Source organism: Bradyrhizobium sp. IC4059 (assembly GCF_020193615.1).
Classification (GTDB): Bacteria; Pseudomonadota; Alphaproteobacteria; order Rhizobiales; family Xanthobacteraceae; genus Bradyrhizobium; species Bradyrhizobium yuanmingense.
In genome coordinates, this window is record NZ_JADYVH010000001.1 from 543,808 (window position 1) to 562,016 (window position 18,209).

Genomic DNA, 18,209 nt, shown 5'->3' on the forward strand with positions numbered 1-18,209 from the left:
CCATGCGCAAGGCAATGATTGTATGGGGCGGCTGGCCGGGACACGATCCCGATCTCTGCGCGTCGATGATCCGCGGCTGGCTGAAGGCGGAAGGCTTCGAGGTGCGGATCGAAACCACGACGGCAGCCTTTGCCGATCCCGCGATCCACGATCTGTCGCTGATCATACCGATCTACACGATGTCCAAGATCGAGAAGGCGGAAGCGCTCAACCTCTGCGACGCGGTGCGCAGCGGCGTCGGGCTAGCCGGCCATCATGGCGGCATGTGCGATGCCTTCCGCGAATCGGTCGATTACCAGTTCCTGTGCGGCGGGCAGTGGGTCGCCCATCCCGGCAACATCATCGACTACAAGGTCGACTTGACGAAGCCGGATGATCCGATCATGACGGGTCTGAAAAGCTTCGAGCATCGGTCCGAGCAATATTACATGCATGTCGATCCCGCCATCGAGGTCCTGGCAACGACGACCTTCACCGGTGAGCACGCGCCCTGGATCGAGGGCGTGGTGATGCCCGTCGTATGGAAGAAGCGCTATGGCGCCGGGAGGGTATTCTATTCCTCGCTGGGCCACCGCGCCTACGAGCTCGACGTGCCGGAGATCCGGACGTTGATGACCCGCGGCATGCTATGGGCCGCGCGCGAATGACTGAAGGCGCGACCCAGCCGGTGCTTCGGGCCACGCTCGAGGACGTTGCGCGCGCGGCGGGCGTTTCGCTCGCCACCGTCGATCGCGTCGTCAACCGGCGCGAGGGTGTCCGCGCCAAGACCGTCGCGCGCGTCGAGGCCGCGGTCGCAAAGCTCGGCTATCGCGCCGATGTTGCCGCCGCGCGGCTCGCCCGCGGGCAGACCTTCCGCTTCGCGTTCGTGCTGCCGACCGGCAGCAACAGCTTCATGACCAACCTCAGCGAGCAGGTCGCGCGCACCGCGGACTGGCTCGCCGGCCATCGCGGCTTCATCGACATCCACCATGTCGACGTGTTCGACCCCGACATCCTTGCCGGTGCGCTGGAGAACCTCTCGCCGGCCTATCAGGGCGTCGCCGTCATCGCGCTCGATCACCCCCGGGTTCGCGCCGCGATCGACGAGCTCGTCGCGCGCGGGGTTGCCGTGGTGACCCTGGTGTCGGACGCGCCGAGTTCGTCCCGGGCGCATTATGTCGGGATCGACAATCCGGCCGCGGGCCGCACCGCCGCCACGCTGATGGGCCGCTTCCTTGCCGGGCGCGAGGGCACCGTCGCCGTGATTGCGGGATCGTTGTCGCTGCGCGATCACACCGAACGGCAGTTCGGCTTCCACCAGATCCTGTCGAGCGAGTATGCGAGCCTGTCCGCACTGCCTGTCATCGAGGGGCGCGACGACAGTGACCGCACCCGGGACCTCACGGCCGCGCTGCTCGCCCGCCACGCCGATCTCCGCGGCATCTATTGTTGCGGCGCCGGAAACCGCGGCATCGCCGATGCGCTCGAGGCCTCGGGCCGCGCGCGCGAGGTGGTCTGGATCACCCATGAGCTGACCGAGCACACCAGGCGGTTCCTGGTGCGCGGCACGCTCGACGCCGTCATCAACCAGGATGCCGGCCATGAGGCGCGGTCTGCGGCGCGAGTCCTGCTCGCGCATTGTTCGGGCGAGCCGATCAGCCCCGACCAGGAGCGCATCCGCATCGACATCTTCCTGCGGGATAATTTGCCGTAGCGTGAAGCGCACGGAAGCGCCGCGCGAGGACTACCCCTCGTACTGATCCGGCCCCATCGCCCAAGCCGACTCGTCGTGGCCGAAGGCGTAGTTGCGGTTGTTTGAGCGCCGGATTGCGATTGACCATCGGACGCATGAACATCGGATGGGTCACTGAGCGAACCTCGTGCTCGACCGTGAACAGCTTCTTGCCGCTGTCGAGGTCGACGATGTCGCAGAACCGGTACTGGTATTGATTGTCCTCGCGCGAGATCAGCTTGCGCGCAAGCAGCTTGCGGTAGGGGCCGGAGAAGTCCGTGATGTACATCTGCACGTGGTGACCGTCATAGTCGGCTTGCGGCCGGTCGGTCTCGCGAAACAGCAGATGCTGGTTGCGGCCCGTCTTCACGGCGGCCACAGTGCCATCGCCGTTCCGCAAGCTCGCGGGCATGCCCATGACTTCAGGGTAGAAGGCGCAGATGCCGGCTGCCGATCCCATAGGCACGTCGAACTCGACATAGGGAATGCCGAGCGCGATCCGGCCGAACCGCGCGGCGTCGGGCTCGTAGCAGCGCAAACGGTTACCCCAGGGGCAGACCGCCTCGACATGGTGGTTATGCTCGGTGAATGCGAACGCGGTGCCCTCGAGTTTCTTCGCGACCGTTGCAAGCCGCGCCAGCAGCGCCTCGCGGCCTTCGATGACGAGGCCAATATGTCCGCGCAGCACCTGCGGCCGGCCGCTCGGCAGATGAAACTGGCTCCGCCCGGCATTGATCCACATGTTGGTGTCGGACACCATCAGATAGGGATCGCGGGTGAGCCCGAGCCCGGCGACGTAGAACAGCGTGGCGAGGCGCTGGTCCGGGACCTGGATGTTGACGTGCTCGAAATGGATGGCGTTGCCGAGATCTTCTGTGGATCGATCGAATTGCTGCGGCATCGTTGTGCGCTTCTCGCTGGGGGATAAACGCGTGCATGTTAAAGCATAGATTCCGGCCGTCGAATGCTTTCGCCGGCCTCGTGCCATGCGATGCGAGGTGCGGCTGACGCCCTGAAGAAATAAGAAAAATACAAGGTCAAGAACTAGCCGCCTTTCGGCGGCTAGTTCTTTGGAGGGATACTCCTCCCGCGTCGTCACCTAACCGTGATCGGAAGCACATCGGAGGAGGCCGCCCTGGAGCGGTCTCTTCTTCTGCGGATTGCCCGTTATTGGCCCCGCAGTTTTTCCCCGGTCTTTTCTCCGTGATCGGTGGAGCTTTTGACTTTGCTGCCGGACGTCTTGCCGGCGCCGGTCGTCGTCTTGGGGCCGCCCTTGCCAGCGTCATTCGCCATGCTGTTATTGGTCCGATCAACGCCCGCGCTCCCGGCGCCGCCGCCACCTTGGGCCAAAGCAATCGTGGAAGTCACAGCCAACGCAGCAGCAGTCGCAATCGTCGCTAGTTTTTTCATCGGGTTCTCCTTGTTTGGACTAAAAAAACCAAGCCTCCGATGCTCGAATCGTTCCTGGCGCCTGCTCCTTTGTCGCAAGACCTGAATCCGCGCCGTCATACATGAGGGCCGGCCCATGCCTGTCTTGATCTTGCCGTGGCAGCCAGTCCCTGTAATCTCCTTGGAACAACAGGGAAGAAGCCGATGGGAGGAGTCTTGGAGGGCGTGCGCGTGCTCGATTTCGGGCGCTATATCGCCGGGCCCTATTGCGCGACCTTGCTGGCCGAGTTCGGGGCCGAGGTCATCCGGGTCGAGAAGCGCGACGGCAGCGAGGATCGGTTCGTCGCGCCGGTGGGCGAAGGCGGCGAGGGCGCGCTGTTCCTCCAGATCAACCGCAACAAGAAGGGCATCACACTCGATCCAATGAAGGCGGAAGGCCAGGAGGTGATGCGCCGCCTGATCGCGACCGCGGACGTCGTGGTCGCCAATCTGCCGCCGCAGACCCTGCGCGCGATGAAGCTCGACTACGAATCGCTGAAGGCGATCAAGCCGGACATCATCCTGACCACGGCGACCGCGTTCGGCGGGCCGGGCCCGTGGTCCGACCGCGTCGGCTTCGACGGCGTCGGCCAGGTGATGTCGGGCTCGGTCTACATGACCGGCAGCGGGGATCCGCCGTACCGCGCCGCGGTGAACTGGGTCGATTTCGGCACTGCGCTGCACTGCGCGTTCGGCACGCTCGCGGCGCTGATCGAGCGCGGCAAGTCCGGGCGGGGGCAGATCGTCGAGGGTGCGCTGCTCGCAACCGCTTTGTCCTTCACCAATGCCACGCTGATCGAGCAGGCCGTCATCGACGTCAACCGCGTGCCGACCGGCAATCTCGGCCAGACCGCCGCGCCCGCCGACATCTACCGCACCAAAGACGGCTGGGTGCTGTGCCAGGTCACCGGCCATCCGCTGTTCAAGCGCTGGGCGCGGCTGATGGGCGAGGAGGATGTGTGGCTGAATGATCCGCGCTTTGCCGACGACATCAGCCGCGGCAATAACGGCCGCATCGTCAGCGAGCGGATGGCGCGCTGGTGCGCCGAGCGCACCACGCAGGAGGCCGTCGACACGCTAGGCGACGCGATGATTCCGACCGGTCCCGTGCTCTCGCCGCAACAGGCGCTGGATCATCCGCACATCCGCGCCGCCGGTTTCATGCAGGACGTCGACTATCCGGGCCTGCCGAAACAGGCACCGGTTGCCCGCGCCGCGGTGCGGCTGTCGGAAACGCCGGGCGAGATCGCAAGCCGCCCGCCGACACTCGGCGAGCACACCGACCGCGTTCTCGCCGAGCTCGGCTATGATGCGGACGAGATCGCGGCGCTTCGGCAGAGCGGTGTCATCTAGCGTCACAGCAGCTGCTTCAGCGCCTTGGCATCGGCCGGTGCTGCGCTCTTCTGGTCGTTGTCGAAATAGACGTAGACGTCGCAGCCCTGCCGCTTCCACGACTTGATGCGCTTGGCCCATTGCGCCAGCGTGGCCTGGGTATAGTGCCCGTGATAGCGCCCGCTTGGCCCGTGTCCGCGCACATAGACGAAATCCGCCGTGCGCTTCCACGGCGCCGGCGCGTCGTGATGATCGGACAGGCACAGCGAGATGTTCTCCTCAGCCAGCATCCGCAGGATGCGCGGCTGATACCAGCTCGGATGGCGGAATTCGAAACTGTAACGCCGCTTTCGCGACAGCAGCTTGAAGAACGAGGCGAGCCGGTCCGCATTCGCCTCGAATTGCGGCGGCAGCTGGAACAGGATCGGGCCGGCCTTGCCGCCGAGCCTGGAGATGCGGTCCTCCAGCAGCTCGAGGCTGTTGACGGAGCGCTCCGACAGGCGCTTCCAGTGCGTGATGAATTTCGACGCCTTCCAGGCGAACACGAAATCGCGGCCGGTCTGCTCCCGCCATCCCGTCACCGCCTCCGGCGTTGGCGTGCGGTAGAACACCCCGTTCAGCTCCGTGGTGTCGAACTGCCCGGCATAGTAGCTGAGCTGCTGCTTCAGCGTCACGCCCTCGGGGAAGAACGGGCCGCGCCAGGAAGCGTAGTGCCAGCCCGAAGTTCCGATCAGAACGCGCGCCATGTTTTACGTACCATCCGTTGCCATTTGCCGGAGGGAACGTCCGTGCGGCCGATACGTTTCTCGTGAGCGTGAACGCGAGGACCGGAACCGATGTACGCGCTGTTCGAAGGCAACAAGCAGATCGGCAATCCCTTTCCGACCGAGAAGGAAGTGTGGGAAGCTGCCTTGATCGAGGGCCTCGTCACGGACGTCCCCATTGCGGACGAGGAGGGCGGCCACATTCTGCCGGCCGGCTATCACGTCGAGCGCATCGAAGAGACGGAGGAGACGTTCGCGCCGCGGCCGGACTGGAAGCTGCCGCGCGAGATCTCCTAAGTCAGTTCGTCGCCAGCGCCGCCTTGGCCACTTCCGCCATCCAGCTTGATGCCACGGGCAGGATCGCATCGTTGAAATCGTAGCGCGGGCCGTGCAGCTCGGCGCCGTCGCGCAACTCGCCATTGCCGATCCAGACGAAGGCGCCGGGCCGCTGCTGCAGATAATGGGCAAAATCCTCGCCGGCCATGCTGGGCGCGAGATCGCGTCGCACCGGCGCCTGGACCTTCTCCGCGGCGATGCGCGCGAGGTCAGCCTCATCAGGCGTGTTGATCACCACGCCGACACCCCAGACGATCTCGGGCGTGACCTTGACGCCGAAGCTGGTCGCGATCCCGGCGCAGGTACGCGTGATGCCGTCGAGGATGGTGTCCTTGACCGCCTCGCGGTGGTAGCGCAGCGTGCCGCGGATGGTGACGCGTCCGGCGATCTGGTTCGGCGCGGTGCCGCCTTCGATCGTGCAGAGCGACAGCACGGCGGTGTCGAGCGGGTCGACGCCGCGCGAGGCGATCGATTGCAGCGCGACGATGAGGTGCCCGGCCGCCACCACGGGATCGCGCGTCAGATGCGGCATGCCGGCGTGCCCGGCGTGGCCCTCGATCGTGATGGTGATGCGCCCGCCGGAGGCCATCACGACGCCGTCGTGCACGGCGATGGTGCCGGCGGCAAGGCCCGGCCAGTTGTGGAAGCCGAATATCCGCTCCATCGGAAAGCGGTCGAACAGCCCGGCCGCGACCATCGCCCGCGAGCCGCCAAAGCCTTCCTCGGCCGGCTGGAAGATGAAATCGACCGTGCCGCTCCAATCGGTATCAGTGGCGAGCAGCGCTGCGGCGCCCAGCAGCGCGGCGGTATGGCCGTCATGGCCGCACGCATGCATCACGCCGGATGTCGTCGAAGCGTAGGGCAGTCCGGTATCCTCGGTGATCGGCAGCGCATCCATGTCGGCGCGCAGGCCGACCCGCCTTTGCGCATGGCCGCGCCTCAAGGTCGCGACGATGCCGTGGCCGCCGATGCCAGCCTCGAAGGGAATGCCGAGCTCGGTGAGCTTGTCCTGCACGAAGGCAGAGGTCTCTTTCTCCTGGAGCGACAGCTCCGGGTGGGCATGCAGATGCCGGCGCCACGCGGTCAGTTTCTGGTGCAGTTCGGGGGACAAGGCAGGTGATCTTTCGCAAGGTGTCCGTTGCCGTCACCATAAAGGATTATCACCGCCATGCACCCCGCGCCTTGGAATGCCTCGCGTGCAGCAACGCGCGCCGCTTTCCCCGTCATTCCGGGGCGCGCCTCTTGGCGCGAACCCGGAATCCATCGTCCAGCTCGCTCCGAGGCCCAATGGATTCCGGGTTCGCGACTTCGTCGCGCCCCGGAATGACGAGCAATGGGTGTTACGCCAGCTTCGCCAGCCCCTTCCAATCGAACCCAATCCCATGACCCGGCCGATCGGGCGCCAGCGCCAGCCCGTCCTTCAGCACCAGCGGATGCTCGATATACTTGTCGAGCCCGAAGCCGTGCGCCTCCAGATAGGATCGGTTCGGGCAGGCCGCGAGCAGGTGCACGGTGATGTCATGCGCGCCATGGCTGGTGACGGGCAGGTTGAACGCCTCCGCCAGCCGCGCGATCTTCATGAAGGCGGAAACGCCGCCGCAATTGGTGACGTCGGGCTCGGGATAGGACACCGCGCCACTGGCGATGTAGTTCTTGAACTCCCACAGCGAGCGCAGATTCTCGCCCGCCGCGATCGGCACGCCGCCCGCCTGCATGATACGCAGATGGCCGGCGACGTCGTCGGGGATGATCGGCTCCTCCAGCCAGGTGAGGTCGAAAGGAACGAAAGCGCGCGCGGCCCGGATCGCCTCCTCGACCGTCCATTTCATGTTGGCATCCGCCATTAGCGGAAAGCCGTCGCCGAGATGCTGCCGCATCGCGGAGATGCGCGCGACATCGGACTTGAGGTCGGGCCGGCCGACCTTCATCTTGATGGCGCGAAAACCCTTGGCGAGGTTGCCATCGGTCTGCTTGAGCAGCGCATCGACGGAGAGATCGAGGTCGATGCCGCCGGCGTAGCACGGCACGTGCGCATCGAAGCCGCCGAGCAGGCGGTACAGCGGCAGCTTGGCGCGCCGCGCCTTCAGATCCCACAGCGCGATGTCGAGTGCCGAGAGCGCCAGCACCGCCGGCCCGCCGCGCCCGCCATAATGCAGCCCCCACCAGACATGATGCCAGATCGCCTCGGTATCGTCGGCCTCGCGTCCTTCGACCAGCGGCGGGATCTCGCGCTTGAGAATGTCGGCCACAGCCCCGCCGTTGCGCCCGACCGTATAGGTGTAGCCGACGCCCTCGGCGCCATCGGCATCGCGGATGCGGCAGGTGATCAGCTCGAACGCCGTCATGTCGCCATGCGTGGAGTCCGACAGGGTGATGGGGAGGGGGATCCGGTAGAGCCCGGTCTCGATGTTTGCGATGCGTGGCATGGTGCCTCCCTGATTTTTGTTCTTCGTAGGGTGGGTTAGCCGAGCGGATGCGCAAAGCGCATATGCTCGGCGTAACCCACCTCTTCTGTCTCCGCGGATACGAAGATGGTGGGTTACGCCCCGCGGTTTGCGCTTCGCGCAATCCGCGGGGCTAACCCACCTTACGCTAGACTATGAAGTCAGTCGCCTCCAGCGAGGCCGCATGCACTCCGCTCAGGGTGATGGTGTCATTGGCAGTGAGCTGAATCACCGCATTGCCCGAGCTGTCATCGCTGATGAGGCCGGACAGGGTCGCCCAGTCGGCAAAACCGTAGTCGTGCAGGTTGATCACGTCGAGTTCCCCCGCGGCGCTGCCGACCGCCATGTTGCCTTGATTGAAGTCGTTGATGACGTCGTTGCCGGAGCCGGCCGTGAAGACGAAGACATCGTTGTTCGGCCCGCCCCACAGCTGATCATTACCCGCGCCGCCGTTGAGCGTGTCCGTGCCGCCGGTAATGGAGCCAGGGGTAGATGGCGCATAAGTCCGCGCATCGCCGTAGAGATGATCAGTGAACTCTCCGCCATTGAGGATGTCATTGCCGCCACGCGCACTGCCGGACATGTTCATGGCGTCGCCAATCAGCTGGGAGCCGTAGACGGCCGGCGGCGGCTCGCCGCCATTCGTCACGAAGGTCAGGGTATCGTTGCCACCCTGGGCATTGTCGGTCAATGACGTGAGCGAATCGCCGGCCAGCGTTCCACCTCCGATCGCCATGCCGCTGCTGATGCCGAGCGTGAGGTCGTCGTTGCCACCGATTGTATTGCCGGTCATGGCACCGATGGCATCCCCACTGAGGGTCGCCGTGCTTTCGTATGCATATTCGAATACGTTCAGCGTGTCGTTGCCGCCATGCGCGTTGTCGCTCATGGATCCCCCGGCATCGCCACTGAACACGTTCTCGAAGGCCCGCCCACCGGTCACGCCTGTCAGCGTGTCATTGCCGCCTTGCGTGTTGCCCGACATGTCGCCTCCGGCATCTCCGTAAATGGAGATGTTGGAGCGGAAATTGCCGCCGGCGTCGGCGGTGAGCGTGTCGCTGCCGCCTGCAGCATTGCCCAACATGGTCTCGGCGTCGCCCATAATGGTGGCGCCGCTGAAGGGATAATCCACGTTCGCCGTGAGCGTGTCGTTGCCGCCGTGGGAATTGCCCTGCATGACCGTGTCTTCGCCGATCAGCGTAACGAACACGTCCGCGTTGAGGATGGTTGCCGTCACCGTGTCGTTCCCGCCCCAGCCATCGATCGGGAAGTTGGGATCCCCGACGATGGTCGCGGTTTGGCTGAAGTCCGGAAAGGTGAGAATCAGGGTGTCGTTCGGCATCGTGCGCATGGCGCATCACTCCCATTTCATGTCAGTCACGTGACTCTGAAAACAGCGGAGGTCTCGGCGAGACGCACTGCGGTCACGCTTGGATCTGAATCTACTTGGAGTTGATGGCGGAGGTTTGCTCCTGACTCGGTTTGATTGCGGCCGAGGAACCGCGTGACGGTGCTCGCCATCGATGGCAGCACGGGACAGGCGCGGACTTCACGGAAGCCGCGATCGACCCGTTAGATCAGAGCCGTGTTGAAGCGCGATGACGTGCCGTTTGCCATCTCACCGCATCGTCGCCAGCTGCACCGCCAGCGCGCAGGCGCGGTCGTATTCGTCGAGATTGATCCATTCGTCGACCGTGTGTGCCTCGTTCTGGCCGGCACCGAAGGTGACGGTCGGAACGCCGTGGCGGACCATCCAGTTGGCATCCAGGCCGCCATTGGCGGCGCGCACGTTCGGGCTTCCCCCCACCGCAGACACCGCCTCGATCGCGCGTTTGACCACCGGCAGATTCTCCTTCATGCGGAACGGATAATAGTCTGTCTCGGCCTTGAACTTGACCTTGCCGGACTTGCCTTGCGCGTTCGTCACCTTCTTGGCCGCCTTCTCGAACGCGGCCTTGTAGGCCTTGGTGATCTCCTTGAAGAATTTTCCGTCGTGGCTGCGGCTCTCGCCGCGCACATGCACGTAATCGGTGACGACATTGGTGGCATCGCCCGCGGGGCGGCCTTCGCCGCCGGTGACCGGGCCGACATTGCTGGTGCCCTGCCTCTTGCCCTTCACGACCTTGCCGAACCAGCCGCCGGCCTTCACGTCCGCAAGCGCCAGCGCCATGATCATGGTCGAGGAGATGCCGCGCTCGGGTGCGACGCCGGCATGCGAGGCGCGGCCGAAAATCTCGACGGTCCAACGGTCGGCGCCGACGGCCCCGATCACGACGTTGGAGGCCGAGCCGCCGTCATAGTTGAACGCCATCACGGGCTTGCCGAGCTCGTCGAGCTTGACGTGCCGCGCGCCATAGAGCCCGCTCTCCTCGCGCACGCAGAACAACAGCGTGATCGGCGGATGATCGAGCTTCTGCTTTTGGAGCTCGGCGGCCAGCGTCACCAGCACGCCGCAGCCGCAGCGATTGTCGCCGCCGAGCGCGGTCTTGGCGTCGTTGACGATCTTGCGCCCCGTCAACTTTGGCTTGGCACCGGCGCACAGCGGCACCGTGTCCATGTGGGTCATGAACATGATGCGTGGATGGTTGTGCAGCGCGCCGCGGCCGGGCAGGTCGACGATGAGGTTGCCGGTCTCGGTCGGCACCGGAATGCGCGTGTTGGCGTCATCGAGCCGGATCGCCTTCGCCGGCACACCGCTCTCCTTCAGCGCAGCCGTGAGCTCCCGCCCGATCGCCGCCTCCTGCCCGGTGACGCCCTCCACGGCGAGGAAGCGCATGAGACGATCGGTGGCGGCTTTGGTGTCGACAGGCATGGACTCGAATTCCCTTGATGCGGATGGCGGCGCAGCATCTCCTGCGCTTCCGCATTTCGCAAGGGGCTCAGACGCGCTGCGTGTAGATCAAGAAAATCAGCACGCCTACCGCCAGTGCCGCCGCCATGAACAGCAGCACCGCCGGCAGCCCCGCGAGCGCGGCCACCGCGCCGGTGACGGATTGCATCAGCGCAGTGCCGAGAAAGAAGGCGAGATTGACGGCCGCAAGCGCCTTGCCGGCGACCTGCGCATCGACGAGTTGCCTGGACATGCCGAACAGCAGCGGCTGCGCCGAGGTGAAGAGCCCGATGAGCACGAACAATGCCAGATCGTAGGAGGGCGGCATGACGTTCACGCCGAACAGCCATGCAACGGCAAAGTGCGGCGCTCCCAGCGCCATCAGCGCGAGCAGTAGCGCCGCGATCGCATGCGTGCCGGCGACCAGCTCGCGGCGGCGGCCGAGCCTGCGGTCGATCATGCCGACGAGCAGCGGGCCTGCGATCATCGCCAGCGTGAACGCGCCGAGCTGGTTGCCGGCCTCGATCCGCGTCAGGCCCTTGATCTCCATCAGCCAGGGTCCTCCCCACAGGCCGCGCAGCACCAGCGTGCTCGCCAGCGACACCATCGCCAGCGCGATCACGCCGCGCAGCGGCCGTGACAGGCCGAGCCTGACCACATCGATCATCTGCGACAGCGGCGAGGACTCGTCCTTGTGCTCGGCCGGCTGGTGCGGCACCAGTACGAACACCGCCAGCGCGACGAGGATGCCGCCGATTGCGGAGATCCAGAACCCGGCGCGCCAGCCGTAAGTATCGATCACGAAAGCGAGCGGGCTCGCCGACAGCAGCATGCCGATATTGCCGATCGAGAGGATGGCGCCCGACCACAATCCGAATCGCGCCGCCGACAATTGCTTGGCTGCGAGCGTCATCGGGCACATCAGCATGCCCGAGGTGGCGACGCCGAGCAGCAGTTGCCCGACGGCGAAGCTCTCGGGCCCCGTCGCAAACCCCGAGGCCATCGCGCCGAACACGGTTCCCGCCAGCAGGGCGAGCGACACCGGCCGCACGCCGAACCGGTCCATCGCCGCGCCGACCGGGATCTGCGAGGCTGCAAAGGCAAAGTGGTAGACCGACGTGAGGCTCGCCAGCGCCTGCGGCTCGATGTGGAAATCCGCCGCCATCAGGTCGAGGCTCACCGCCGGAATGGTGCGCAGCAGGGTCGACAGCATGTGGCCGCAGGCGAGCGCGACCAGCGCGAAGATCAGCGCGCGGGTGGCGGTGCCCGCGTCGTCGTCGGCATTGGTCATGAGCGTCCCGTCCCGAGAAGGTTTTAGGGTGGGTTACAGGATTGAGGGGGCGGGTGCCAATGGCGGCAGCGCGCCCCCCTCATGCCGGAATGTGACCTCGGACTGGTACTCGACCTCTCGAGCAATGCCATTGCCGAGAGGTTAGCCGCATTGCAACGCACCACCTTCGAGACGGCACTCAGCCTGGTAGGGAGTCATGGCGTTGCGCCGCGGGGATAAAGTGTTGTGGGCGTCTCCGCGGTGCGCGCGACGGTTGCATCATCTTCGCTCTTGGGAGCTTCCGTTGGCGAACGTAGGAACAAAGGAGACATCGTCTCTCTTACCTAGGTTAGGGAGACCTGATCATGCTGTCCTCGAGACCGCCACGGCCCATTCGCACGACGCTCGATCTTGCGAACGCTGAGCAGGTCAAGTCGGTCCGCAGGCGGCTTCGCATCTCCAATGCCGATCTGGTCAGGATCGTCGACAAGATCGGCAACTCTCTGGCGGCCATCGAGAAGGAAGTGGAGCTCGAAAAGCTGGCCGTTCAGCAAGGTAGTGCCAGGGACGCAGCGACGACCCTCGAATGAATCCAACCCATCACGTGGGAAAGGAGAATTGCGATGAACAGTCTGATCTACCTCATAGGGCTCATCGTTGTGATCGCCGTCATTCTTTCGTTCTTCGGCTTGCGATGACCCGCCACGGCCCGGCAGGCGACCGCCGCGCCGGTGAAGTCATTCTTAATGTCGCGTGCAGCAAATGGTTGATGCGCACCAGGTCAATACCATCATAGCGACGACGCTTTGTGCGTTCTTCGAGCGGCTTCCCGACGCTCAAATCGGCACTGAGGAAGCCAAGCTGCTGGCCAAGCAAATCACTGAAGCGCTGAACGCAGCTGGGCTGCAGATTGTCCCTGTGGCTCCGGCAAATACACGGCCCTAGTTCTATGGCTGCGGCACCGAGCTTTTTGGCTTAAGGCTCCATCAGAGCTTCGTTTTCTTGAGGTCATGTCTCGCGCCGGAATGGCGTCATCCGCGTCGCTCCTGGGCCGCAATCTATTTCAACTCGATCAGCAGCTTCCAAGCGTCCTCCAGCAAGGCCTTCATCCGGTGTCGCTCGGCGCGGGCGTCCGGTGTGCACATTCCATGTTGATATGCATTCCGGTTGCCCTTCGGAGCGCCCGATCTCGGCGCGCCGCCATGCATGCGGCAGCGGCGCTTGCCGTGCACGGCTGGCGCGCGGCACGCGAGACCGCGGCGCGTCTGCGCCCCGCAGCGCGGGCTCGACTGCATTGCATCGGTATGACGGATGTGATCGCCGGTCATACGCAGGCGCCACTCGTATGGACCTCGCGGCCTGCGCCCGTTTCTGCATTCGAAGTCGTCTCCATTGCGCCAGCCTCCGCAATGATCATGCTGGCATGCTGCGTGACGTTGCCCACGATCGCCCGTCCGCCGTCCTGCACCGACAAATTCTGCACCGTGATCGCGCGCTCGTCGCTGTTGCGGTGGCGGTTCAGCGCTTCGACCTGGGCGGCGAAGGTGCGGGAGAGCCGGGTCATCGCGCGGGCGATGCCCTCCTGCTGCGTGAGATCGTCGGTGCAGGCGAGCCGGCAGGCACAGCGCATCGCCGCCATGTGCACCGACACCATCTGGGAGACCAGCAAGGCCTCGATGGAATCCTTCGGCGCGATGCTCCTGATGGTCGAGATCATGAAGGCGAGATTGGCCTCATCCGGCTTCTGCCCGACCACGCTGGCCTTGACCAATTGCCTCAATATGCCGTGCATCGCGTCGCGGTCGGCGGCGCCGAGCGCCTCGGCCAGCAGCCGCTCGCCGGTGTGCGGGTCGGGATGGCGGATCGCAATGCGCCGCTTGTAGAGTTTTACGCGCGGGGTCGCGGCGGGGACGCTGCGATCGGATGCCGCGAGCGGCGAGGGGATGTGGCGTTCGAGAGCTGTCGTCAAGGGCATGTGTCCTTTGAGCGCGCACGCGCGAACGGCCGTTCGCCGCTGCGCGCGAATGCGGATTTCGGAATGTCGATGAAGGGTTTAGGCGCAACCGCGTCGGCACGGGTCCGGACCGGCAGGCCGTGACGCTCGCGACTGTTGCGATGATGGCATTATGGCACTGTTTTGCCCGACGCGACAGAATTTATTTCGTAAATCCGAAAAATTTCCTCGGCCCTGCGCAAGCCTTTGTTCTGAAAGGGGCGGTCTACTGTGCATGGGGTTGTTTTCGCACTTTTGTATTGGAAGCGGCACGCACGTGCCGTGCGGCGGAATGCCGGCGCTCAAACGCGATTGCGAAATCCGGCACGGCCGCTATTCATGACTTCTACGGCGTCGCACCAACAAGCATGCACAAGCGACGCCAAGAGGTCTGGGAGAGAACGAATGCAACGAACCGCCCGCCTGCTGGCAGTCATCGCAGCTCTATGCGCCTTGGCGCCGGCGACAGAGGCTCTCGCGCAGAAATATCCGTCGCGGCCGGTCAAGATCATGGTCGGCTTCAGTGCGGGCGGCCCGGTCGACGTCGTCGCGCGCATCATTGGCGATCGGCTCAGCAACAAGCTCGGCCAGCCCTTCGTCGTCGAGAACCGCGCCGGCGCCAACGGCATGATCGCGGCCGAAGGCGTCGCGCGCGCCGATGCGGACGGCTACACCATGCTCGCCTGCAACTCGTCGACGATCACGCTGAACAAGACGCTGTTCAAGGACATCCGCTACGATCCGCAAGTCGATTTTGCGCCGCTCACCACGGTGGTCTCGGCGCCGCTCGTCCTCGTCGTCAATCCCGAGAATCCCAAGACGGCGAACGTCAAGTCGGTGGCCGATCTCGTCGCTGCGGCGAAGGCCGCGCCCGGCGCGCTCGCCTACGGCTCGGGCGGCAACGGCAATCTCGCCCATCTCGCCATGGAGCTGCTCAGCCAGAAGGCCGGCATCAAGCTGATCCATGTGCCCTATCGCGGCGGCTCGGCCGCCGAGGTCGGCATTCTCGCGCAGGAGGTGCTGGCAGTGTTCGATCCGCTCTCCGCCGTGCCGCTGGTCAAGGCCGGCAAGCTGCGCGCGCTGGCGGTGTCCTCGGCCGAGCGGCTGCCGGCGCTGCCCGACGTGCCGACCGTGGCGGAAGCCGGCTATCCCGGATTCGACATCTCGTTCTGGGTCGGCTTCTTCATGCCGAAGGCAACGCCCGCGCCGATCCTGGAAACCCTGCATCGGGAGATCGTCGCCGCCGCCAAGGATCCCTCGGCCGAGGAGAAGCTCGGCGCGCAAGGCGTCGTCAGCGTGCTCAGCCCGGCCGACTACGCCGCGAAGATCGCCAAGGAGACCAAGGAGCTCGCGGAGGTGGTTGCGGCCGCGAACATCAAGGCGGAATAGGGCGCGACGCGCTATCTGCCGATCAGCAGCTTAAGCCGGTCGAGCAGCGGACGCTGTCCTGCATTGATCTTCTCCTGCGCCGCGTCGAGCGTGAACCATTCGGCGCGGTCGACTTCCGGAAAGGCCCGCCGCTTACCGCTGCGCGGCGGCCATTCCATCTCGAACGTGTTGCTGCGAATGCTGCGCACGTCGAGATCGAGCTCGGCCGCGAAGGTAGTGACGAGCTTGCCCCCGCGCTGCCTGACCTGGCCGAGCGGGGTGAACGGCATGGAAAGCTCCTGTCCCAGCTCCTCGGCGAACTCCCGTCGCGCAGCGGCCTCTGCGTCATCTCCGTCCGCGTACTCGCCTTTCGGGATCGACCATGCGCCGAGATCCTTGTTGCGCCAGAACGGCCCTCCGGGATGGACCAGGAGCACCTCGATGTTCCCACGCTTGCGATAAGCGATGATCCCGGCACTCTTCGATGGCATTGCAGGTTCCGCAAAAAGAGCCGCGGCCTTCCCTCGGGAAAAAGTGGAACTGCGCGTCCTAGCGCAGGTTAGTAGCCAATGTTCATTTGATGAAAGGGAGTGAACCATGATCCGCCTGTTGGCAACCACCGCATTGGGGGTGGTGCTGGCGAGCGCCGCGTTTGCGCAATCGCCCAGCACGAATCCGCCGTCTCAGCAGACGCCGCAGTCCCAGTCGAACTCCACCGCGCCATCCACGACCTCGCCGTCGAGCGCGACCGACAAGCAGCAGACCACATCGCAACCGCAGCAATCCCCGTCGTCGGGAACGCCGGCCCAGACCACGCAGGCCAATCCACCATCGTCCGGCTCCGGCACCGCCGATACGGGCTCGACTGCGCAGTCGCAGAGCGGGACGGCGAATTCCAATGCAGCCGGTAACCAGCCTGCAACGCAGCAGAGTGCCAACCCGCCAGCTGCGAACACCAACCAGGCGCAGGACCGGTCCAATCCGCCGCCGGCCAGCAATCAAGCCCAGCAGGCACCGGCCGCATCTGGAACCAACCAGGCCCAGCAGGCACCGTCTGCGCCGACGAGCAACCAGGCGGCCGCCCAGGCCGACGTCAACCTCAACAAGCAGCAGGAGACCAAGATCAGCGCGTCGATCTCGCACCTCAACGTGCGGCCGCTGACCAACGTCAATTTCGCGCTGAACGTCGGCACGGTGGTGCCGCGCGACGTGCACCTCTCGACGCTGCCGCCCGACGTCGTCGAGATCGTGCCGCAATATCGCGGCTACAGCTTTGCGCTGGTGAAAGATCAGATCGTCGTGGTCGATCCGGCGACCTACAAGATCGTGACGGTGCTGCCATACTCAGGCCAGTCCACGGCGACAACGACCACGCGCGAGCGCAGCGCCAGCAAGTTCTCGGATCGCGATCGCGAGGTGATCCGCAAGCATGCGAAAACCCGTACCGAGGGGCGCAAGGAAGTGCGGACCACCGGCAGCACGGCGCGCAGTGAGATCCGCGTCGGTGACCGTCTTCCCGAGAGCGTCGAGGTCGAGGAATTCCCGACCACGGTCTATCGCGATGCGCCGGGCTTGCGTGAATATCGCTACATCCACCGCGACACCCGGACCTATGTCATCGAGCCGCGCGAGCGGCGGGTGATCGAGGAGATCGACTAGGTCGATTTAGGTCGGAGCCGCCGCAAGCGAGCGGCTCCGATCGTTAGCCTGACGTCCGTTCGCGCGATGCGAGACGAACGGCGCGAGCCTTCGCGCTCTTTCCGGCCGCGCGTGCCGCGATCATGCTGCGGGCCTTGCCGGGAGCCGTGACATTCTTCCGCAACAGTGTGGCGAGCCGCTTGCGGGCGCCCTTCGTCGTCACGCGTGCCGCGACTTGCTCCGCCTTGCGAATGATGTTCGCAACCGAAGGCGTCAGGTTCACCGGAACCCAGGCGACGTCCTTGGCCTTCGAAAGACTGCCGATGCCTTCGCATGGCGCTTCGCGCGGCAGGTCGATGCGGATCGCGAGTGCCTCCGACCGTTCGGTCCAGTCTTCGGCCTTGGTGCCGGTGATGATCCGGACATAGTCACGCGTTTCGCGCGGCAGCTCGCTCTGCCTGGCAAGCCATTTCTGGATGCGGCCGGGACCGGCATTGTAGGCCGCGGCAGCAAGGCCGAGATTGCCGAAATCGTGCGCAGCTTGCGCAGGAATTTTGCCGACGCCGGCAGCGCCTTCATCGGATCGAAGGGATCGTCGAGCCCGACCTCGGCGGCCGTCCCCGGCATGAACTGCGCGACGCCCTGCGCGCCAGCATGGCTGACCTCGTTGGACTTGAAGCGGCTCTCCTGCCAGATCAGGCGCGCGAAGAACGGCACCGGAATGCCGCTGGATTCGGCGGCCTCGCGCAGCGCGTGACAAAATCGTTCGGTTGGCGAGGGCTCCGCCTGCACCAACGGCTCGACCGCGCGCGGTGGCTCGATCACCTGCTCGTAAGCCGCGTGCGCGTTGGCAAGCTCGATCGCTTGCACGCTGGCGACGAAGAGCTCGACCACCGGAACAAGTGACGAGGCATGATTGTTCTTGAGAACAGTGGTGTCGAAACGTGATGCTTGGCGGGATGCCGACGGATCGAGATCGCACATCAGAAGCAGAAACGCGGCGCAAGCCGCGACGACAAATCGCATTTGCTGGGAGAACCTCGAACTGTGGGATGAACGGCCAGCGATGCGCCGGCGATAGGAAGTTCTTAACCG

Annotated in this window: 18 protein-coding genes and 2 pseudogenes; 8 read left to right on the forward strand and 12 right to left on the reverse strand. The window is 65.1% G+C overall.

Features of this window, described 5'->3' with window-relative positions; all coding sequences use genetic code 11:
• The first annotated feature begins 2 nt into the window (after positions 1-2).
• Positions 3-647, forward strand: a complete 645-nt coding sequence (locus I6F12_RS02585) for a ThuA domain-containing protein (protein WP_036004213.1) — start codon at positions 3-5, stop codon at positions 645-647.
• Positions 644-1,693 carry a LacI family DNA-binding transcriptional regulator gene (locus I6F12_RS02590; protein WP_225155435.1) on the forward strand — a complete coding sequence of 350 codons (1,050 nt, stop codon included), beginning with the start codon at positions 644-646 and terminating at the stop codon, positions 1,691-1,693. The genes I6F12_RS02585 and I6F12_RS02590 overlap by 4 nt, the downstream gene beginning before the upstream one ends.
• 30 nt (positions 1,694-1,723) lie before the next feature.
• On the opposite strand, the pseudogene I6F12_RS02595 reads toward I6F12_RS02590, so the two are convergent.
• Both I6F12_RS02595 and I6F12_RS02600 read right to left on the reverse strand, forming a co-directional pair.
• Positions 1,724-2,612: pseudogene (locus tag I6F12_RS02595) on the reverse strand (hypothetical protein).
• 266 nt (positions 2,613-2,878) lie between these two features.
• A complete protein-coding gene (locus I6F12_RS02600) occupies positions 2,879-3,121 on the reverse strand; it encodes a hypothetical protein (protein WP_156446846.1) in 243 nt (80 codons plus the stop codon).
• A 183-nt stretch (positions 3,122-3,304) separates the two neighbouring features.
• On the opposite strand from I6F12_RS02600, the gene I6F12_RS02605 reads away from it, so the two are divergent.
• Positions 3,305-4,492, forward strand: coding sequence for a CoA transferase (locus I6F12_RS02605; protein ID WP_225155437.1), 1,188 nt, complete (start codon positions 3,305-3,307; stop codon positions 4,490-4,492).
• 2 nt (positions 4,493-4,494) lie between these two features.
• On the opposite strand, the gene I6F12_RS02610 is transcribed toward I6F12_RS02605, so the two are convergent.
• Complete coding sequence (locus I6F12_RS02610; RefSeq protein ID WP_225155438.1) at positions 4,495-5,217, reverse strand: DUF72 domain-containing protein; 723 nt, start codon at positions 5,215-5,217, stop codon at positions 4,495-4,497.
• Between the two features lie 90 nt (positions 5,218-5,307).
• On the opposite strand from I6F12_RS02610, the gene I6F12_RS02615 reads away from it, so the two are divergent.
• A complete protein-coding gene (locus tag I6F12_RS02615) occupies positions 5,308-5,532 on the forward strand; it encodes a hypothetical protein (RefSeq protein WP_036026065.1) in 225 nt (74 codons plus the stop codon).
• Between the two features lies 1 nt (position 5,533).
• Here I6F12_RS02615 and I6F12_RS02620 read toward each other — a convergent pair whose 3' ends face one another.
• From I6F12_RS02620 to I6F12_RS02640, 5 genes are all read right to left on the reverse strand, one after another.
• Positions 5,534-6,682 (reverse strand): amidohydrolase, encoded by a 1,149-nt coding sequence (locus I6F12_RS02620; protein WP_225155439.1) that lies wholly within the window; start codon positions 6,680-6,682, stop codon positions 5,534-5,536.
• Between the two features lie 229 nt (positions 6,683-6,911).
• Positions 6,912-7,997, reverse strand: coding sequence for a mandelate racemase/muconate lactonizing enzyme family protein (locus tag I6F12_RS02625; protein WP_225155440.1), 1,086 nt, complete (start codon positions 7,995-7,997; stop codon positions 6,912-6,914).
• Positions 7,998-8,163: 166 nt separating this feature from the next.
• Positions 8,164-9,366, reverse strand: coding sequence for a hypothetical protein (locus I6F12_RS02630; RefSeq protein ID WP_225139663.1), 1,203 nt, complete (start codon positions 9,364-9,366; stop codon positions 8,164-8,166).
• Between the two features lie 267 nt (positions 9,367-9,633).
• On the reverse strand, positions 9,634-10,827 hold the full coding sequence (locus tag I6F12_RS02635; RefSeq protein ID WP_057026830.1) for a M20/M25/M40 family metallo-hydrolase: 1,194 nt from the start codon (positions 10,825-10,827) through the stop codon (positions 9,634-9,636).
• A gap of 67 nt (positions 10,828-10,894) precedes the next feature.
• Positions 10,895-12,136, reverse strand: a complete 1,242-nt coding sequence (locus tag I6F12_RS02640) for an MFS transporter (RefSeq protein ID WP_036026052.1) — start codon at positions 12,134-12,136, stop codon at positions 10,895-10,897.
• Positions 12,137-12,480: 344 nt separating this feature from the next.
• Here I6F12_RS02640 and I6F12_RS02645 point away from each other — a divergent pair, with 344 nt between their 5' ends.
• Together I6F12_RS02645 and I6F12_RS02650 are read left to right on the forward strand one after the other, a co-directional pair.
• Positions 12,481-12,705, forward strand: a complete 225-nt coding sequence (locus I6F12_RS02645; RefSeq protein WP_036026050.1) for a DUF3606 domain-containing protein — start codon at positions 12,481-12,483, stop codon at positions 12,703-12,705.
• Between the two features lie 172 nt (positions 12,706-12,877).
• Entirely contained in the window at positions 12,878-13,060 is a 183-nt protein-coding gene (locus tag I6F12_RS02650; RefSeq protein WP_036037914.1) for a hypothetical protein, read from the forward strand.
• Positions 13,061-13,173: 113 nt separating this feature from the next.
• On the opposite strand, the gene I6F12_RS02655 is transcribed toward I6F12_RS02650, so the two are convergent.
• A complete protein-coding gene (locus tag I6F12_RS02655; protein WP_036026046.1) occupies positions 13,174-13,443 on the reverse strand; it encodes an HGGxSTG domain-containing protein in 270 nt (89 codons plus the stop codon).
• Positions 13,440-14,084, reverse strand: a complete 645-nt coding sequence (locus tag I6F12_RS02660) for a hypothetical protein (protein WP_225155441.1) — start codon at positions 14,082-14,084, stop codon at positions 13,440-13,442. The genes I6F12_RS02655 and I6F12_RS02660 overlap by 4 nt, the downstream gene beginning before the upstream one ends.
• A 429-nt stretch (positions 14,085-14,513) precedes the next feature.
• Between I6F12_RS02660 and I6F12_RS02665 the strand changes: the two genes are divergently transcribed.
• The gene (locus tag I6F12_RS02665) at positions 14,514-15,497 is read left to right on the forward strand and encodes a tripartite tricarboxylate transporter substrate binding protein (protein ID WP_225139660.1); all 984 of its coding nucleotides are present in this window, start codon (positions 14,514-14,516) and stop codon (positions 15,495-15,497) included.
• An 11-nt stretch (positions 15,498-15,508) separates the two neighbouring features.
• Here the strand turns inward: I6F12_RS02665 and I6F12_RS02670 are convergent, their stop codons facing one another.
• Positions 15,509-15,967: an NUDIX domain-containing protein gene (locus I6F12_RS02670; RefSeq protein WP_225155442.1), complete on the reverse strand. Its 459-nt coding sequence runs from the start codon at positions 15,965-15,967 to the stop codon at positions 15,509-15,511.
• A 106-nt stretch (positions 15,968-16,073) separates the two neighbouring features.
• Between I6F12_RS02670 and I6F12_RS02675 the strand changes: the two genes are divergently transcribed.
• Complete coding sequence (locus tag I6F12_RS02675) at positions 16,074-17,135, forward strand: DUF1236 domain-containing protein (protein ID WP_225155443.1); 1,062 nt, start codon at positions 16,074-16,076, stop codon at positions 17,133-17,135.
• Between the two features lie 43 nt (positions 17,136-17,178).
• On the opposite strand, the pseudogene I6F12_RS02680 reads toward I6F12_RS02675, so the two are convergent.
• A pseudogene (locus I6F12_RS02680) lies at positions 17,179-18,140 on the reverse strand (lytic transglycosylase domain-containing protein).
• Positions 18,141-18,209: the final 69 nt, after the last annotated feature.

What these genes read in the sequence shown, in the direction of transcription:
- I6F12_RS02585 (WP_036004213.1), top strand. Translation starts at nt 3, where the DNA reads ATGCGCAAGGCAATGATTGTATGGGGCGGCTGGCCGGGACACGATCCC.
- I6F12_RS02590 (WP_225155435.1), top strand. Translation starts at nt 644, where the DNA reads ATGACTGAAGGCGCGACCCAGCCGGTGCTTCGGGCCACGCTCGAGGAC.
- I6F12_RS02600 (WP_156446846.1), bottom strand. Translation starts at nt 3,121, where the DNA reads ATGAAAAAACTAGCGACGATTGCGACTGCTGCTGCGTTGGCTGTGACT.
- I6F12_RS02605 (WP_225155437.1), top strand. Translation starts at nt 3,305, where the DNA reads ATGGGAGGAGTCTTGGAGGGCGTGCGCGTGCTCGATTTCGGGCGCTAT.
- I6F12_RS02610 (WP_225155438.1), bottom strand. Translation starts at nt 5,217, where the DNA reads ATGGCGCGCGTTCTGATCGGAACTTCGGGCTGGCACTACGCTTCCTGG.
- I6F12_RS02615 (WP_036026065.1), top strand. Translation starts at nt 5,308, where the DNA reads ATGTACGCGCTGTTCGAAGGCAACAAGCAGATCGGCAATCCCTTTCCG.
- I6F12_RS02625 (WP_225155440.1), bottom strand. Translation starts at nt 7,997, where the DNA reads ATGCCACGCATCGCAAACATCGAGACCGGGCTCTACCGGATCCCCCTC.
- I6F12_RS02630 (WP_225139663.1), bottom strand. Translation starts at nt 9,366, where the DNA reads ATGCGCACGATGCCGAACGACACCCTGATTCTCACCTTTCCGGACTTC.
- I6F12_RS02635 (WP_057026830.1), bottom strand. Translation starts at nt 10,827, where the DNA reads ATGCCTGTCGACACCAAAGCCGCCACCGATCGTCTCATGCGCTTCCTC.
- I6F12_RS02640 (WP_036026052.1), bottom strand. Translation starts at nt 12,136, where the DNA reads ATGACCAATGCCGACGACGACGCGGGCACCGCCACCCGCGCGCTGATC.
- I6F12_RS02645 (WP_036026050.1), top strand. Translation starts at nt 12,481, where the DNA reads ATGCTGTCCTCGAGACCGCCACGGCCCATTCGCACGACGCTCGATCTT.
- I6F12_RS02650 (WP_036037914.1), top strand. Translation starts at nt 12,878, where the DNA reads ATGGTTGATGCGCACCAGGTCAATACCATCATAGCGACGACGCTTTGT.
- I6F12_RS02655 (WP_036026046.1), bottom strand. Translation starts at nt 13,443, where the DNA reads ATGACCGGCGATCACATCCGTCATACCGATGCAATGCAGTCGAGCCCG.
- I6F12_RS02665 (WP_225139660.1), top strand. Translation starts at nt 14,514, where the DNA reads ATGCAACGAACCGCCCGCCTGCTGGCAGTCATCGCAGCTCTATGCGCC.
- I6F12_RS02670 (WP_225155442.1), bottom strand. Translation starts at nt 15,967, where the DNA reads ATGCCATCGAAGAGTGCCGGGATCATCGCTTATCGCAAGCGTGGGAAC.
- I6F12_RS02675 (WP_225155443.1), top strand. Translation starts at nt 16,074, where the DNA reads ATGATCCGCCTGTTGGCAACCACCGCATTGGGGGTGGTGCTGGCGAGC.